We start from the raw sequence: 3,610 nt of genomic DNA on the forward strand, positions 1-3,610 counted from the left end.
CTGCTGCCCAACGCAAAGGGCCTTGGCGGACCGTTCGGATGCCTCAACCGGGCTCGCTTCGGCATTTCCTGGGGCTCGATGGGCGCCGCCGAGGATTGCTGGCACCGCGCCCGCCAATACGGTCTCGACCGCAAGCAGTTCGGCAAGCCGCTGGCCGGCACGCAACTCTACCAGAAGAAGCTTGCCGACATGCAGACCGAAATTGCGTTGGGATTGCAGGCGTCCTTGCGCGTCGGGCGGCTGCTGGATGAAGGTAAGATGGCGCCGGAAATGATCTCGATCGTCAAGCGCAACAATTGCGGCAAGGCGCTGGACATCGCCCGCCAGGCCCGCGACATGCATGGCGGCAACGGCATCCAGATCGGCTACCACGTCATGCGCCACGCGCAGAACCTGGAGACGGTCAACACCTATGAAGGCACGCATGACGTGCATGCGCTGATCCTGGGAAGGGCGCAGACGGGGTTGCAGGCATTTTTCTGAGCCGGTAACCGTTGCTTAAATTAGGTGCACCGCAACATCTCTGCTTGGAGAATGGCCGCCAGATGTGTCAGGGTTCAGCGAAATCGTTTGAAACGCTGAATTCCGGGGCCCCATGGCAATTCTGGCAGCCGTCTACCACCTGACCCATTACAAATACGACCGGCCGGTGGTTCTCGGGCCCCAGATCATCCGGCTGCAGCCGGCGCCGCATTCCCGTACCAAGGTGCTGAGCCATTCGCTCAAGGTCGAGCCGGCGAACCACTTCGTCAATCTGCAGCAGGATCCTTACGGCAATTTCCTCGCCCGCTTCGTCTTTCCGGAGCCGGTGACGGAGTTGAAGATCGAGGTTGACCTCGTCGCCGACATGACGGTCTACAATCCGTTCGATTTCTTCGTCGAGCCGTCGGCCGAGGCGTTTCCGTTCGAGTATCCGGAAGAGATACGCGACGATCTCGCCATCTATCGCACTCCGGAGCCGGCGGGACCGCTGCTGTCGGCGCTGCTGAAGACCATCGATCGCAGCGCTGCCAACACCGTCAATTTCCTGGTCGATCTCAACGCGCGGCTGCAGCGCGAGATCGCCTATATCGTGCGCATGGAAACCGGTGTGTTCTCGCCGGAAGAGACCTTGGCCGCGAAAAAGGGATCGTGCCGGGATTCGAGCTGGCTGCTGGTGCAGATCCTGCGCAATCTCGGCATCGCGGCGCGCTTCGTTTCCGGCTATCTGGTCCAGTTGAAGCCCGATCTGGTGGCGCTGGACGGTCCAGCCGGAACCGCCGTCGACTTCACCGATCTGCATGCGTGGTGCGAGGTCTATCTTCCCGGCGCCGGCTGGATCGGCTTCGATCCGACCTCGGGCCTGCTCACCGGCGAGAGCCATGTGCCGCTGGCCGCCACGCCGCATTTCCGCAACGCGGCCCCGATTTCCGGCATGGCGAGCTTCGCCAATGTCGAATTCGGCTTCGAGATGCGGGTCGACCGCATCGCCGAACATCCGCGCATCACCAAGCCATTTTCGGACGAAAGCTGGCAGGCGCTCGACGCTCTGGGCAACAAGGTCGATAAAGCACTTGCCGCCGGCGACGTGCGGCTCACCATGGGCGGCGAGCCGACTTTCGTGTCGATCGACGATTTCGAGTCGGCCGAATGGAACACCGCCGCCGTCGGTCCCACCAAGCGCGAAAAGGCCGACGAACTGATCCGTAAACTGCGCGAGCGCTTTGCGCTGGGCGGCTTTCTCCATTACGGCCAGGGCAAATGGTATCCGGGCGAAAGCCTGCCGCGCTGGACCTTTTCGCTCTACTGGCGTGCCGACGGCCAGCCGGTGTGGAGCGATCCGTCGCTGATCGCACGCGAAAAGAGCGAGGCCGACATCGGCCCGAAGCAGGCCGAAAGCCTGCTCACCGCGATTGCCGGCGAACTCGGCATCGACAAAGCCATGGTCAGCGAAGCCTATGAGGATCCGGCCGAATGGCTGCTCAAGGAAGGCAAGCTGCCCGACAATGTCGATCCGTCCAACTCTAGGCTGGAGGATCCGGAAGAACGCAGCCGCATGGCGAAAGTGTTCGAACGCGGGCTGACCAAACCGTCCGGCTATGTGCTCCCCGTCCAGCGCTGGAACAGCCAGGCATCGGATCCGCGCTGGCGTTCGGAAAAATGGAAGACGCGGCGTGGCCGGCTGTTCCTGGTGCCAGGCGATTCACCGGTCGGCTACCGGCTGCCGCTCGGCACGTTGCCCTATGTGCCGCCGGAGCAATTCCCTTATATCGTGCCGGTCGATCCGTCACTGCCACGCGGCCCGCTGCCCGCGCGTGAAGCCATACTGGCCGGACCGGCTCCAGCCGAACTGGAAGGCGCCGACGAGATGGCGCGCCGCCAGCAGGCGGCATCGTTCACCGCTGCGACCGGCCAGCAGGAGCGGGTCGAGCAGGAGATCACCGAGATCGGCGGCGCGGTGCGCACCGCACTTTCGGTCGAACCGCGTGATGGGCGGCTTTGCGTGTTCATGCCGCCGGTCGAGGCGCTGGAAGACTATCTCGAACTGGTCGCGGCGGCCGAGAACGCGGCGAAGGCGATAGGCCTTCCCGTGCACATCGAAGGCTATGGCCCGCCGCACGATCCGCGCCTCAACGTCATCCGCGTCGCGCCTGACCCAGGCGTCATCGAGGTCAACATCCATCCTGCATCCAACTGGCAGGATTGCGTGGCGACGACGACGGCGATCTACGAGGAGGCGCGGCAGACACGGCTTGGCGCAGACAAGTTCATGATCGATGGCCGCCACACCGGCACCGGCGGCGGCAACCATGTCGTGGTCGGCGGTGCGACACCCAATGACAGCCCGTTCCTGCGAAGGCCGGACCTGCTGAAGAGCCTGGTGCTGCAATGGCAGCGCCATCCGTCGCTGTCCTACCTGTTCTCCGGCCTGTTCATCGGGCCGACCAGCCAGGCGCCACGCTTCGACGAAGCGCGTCACGACTCGCTCTACGAGCTTGAGATCGCTATGGCGCAGGTGCCGCATCCAGACCAGGGCAACGCACCCTTGCCATGGCTGGTCGACCGGCTGTTCCGCAATTTGTTGACCGACGTCACCGGGAATACGCATCGTTCGGAAATCTGCATCGACAAGCTGTTCTCGCCCGACGGACCGACCGGCCGGCTGGGGCTGGTCGAATTCCGCGGCTTCGAGATGCCGCCCAATGCGCGCATGAGCCTCGCGCAGCAACTTTTGGTCCGCGCCATCATTGCCCGTGCCTGGAAGAGCCCGCTCGACGGCCGTTTCGTGCGTTGGGGCACATCGCTGCATGACCGCTTCATGCTGCCGCATCATGTCTGGGCCGATTTCCTCGACGTGCTCGACGACCTCAAGCTCAACGGTTTTGAGTTCCGTCCCGAATGGTTCGACGCCCAGCTCGAATTCCGCTTCCCGTTCTGCGGCGAGGTTCAGCATGCCGGCATCAAGCTGGAACTGCGCCAGGCGCTGGAGCCGTGGCATGTGATGGGCGAGCAAGGCGCGATCGGCGGCACCGTGCGCTTCGTCGATTCCTCGGTCGAACGGCTGCAGGTCAAGACCGAAGGGCTGAACCCGGAGCGCCACGCAGTCGTCTGCAACGGCCGCATCGTGCCG

2 protein-coding genes are annotated in these 3,610 nt (G+C 63.9%); both read left to right on the top strand.

Features of this window, described 5'->3' with window-relative positions; translation table 11 throughout:
- On the top strand, positions 1–483 hold a 483-nt coding region (locus ENZ75_RS25080), incomplete at its 5' end, for an acyl-CoA dehydrogenase family protein (protein ID WP_281061275.1).
- 112 nt (positions 484–595) lie between these two features.
- The coding region (locus ENZ75_RS25085) for a transglutaminase family protein (RefSeq protein WP_164887984.1) at positions 596–3,610 on the top strand (3,015 nt) is incomplete at its 3' end.

The sequence above is a fragment of the Mesorhizobium sp. M7A.F.Ca.CA.002.04.1.1 genome, from assembly GCF_004022805.1.
In the GTDB taxonomy this organism is placed as follows: domain Bacteria; phylum Pseudomonadota; class Alphaproteobacteria; order Rhizobiales; family Rhizobiaceae; genus Mesorhizobium; species Mesorhizobium ciceri.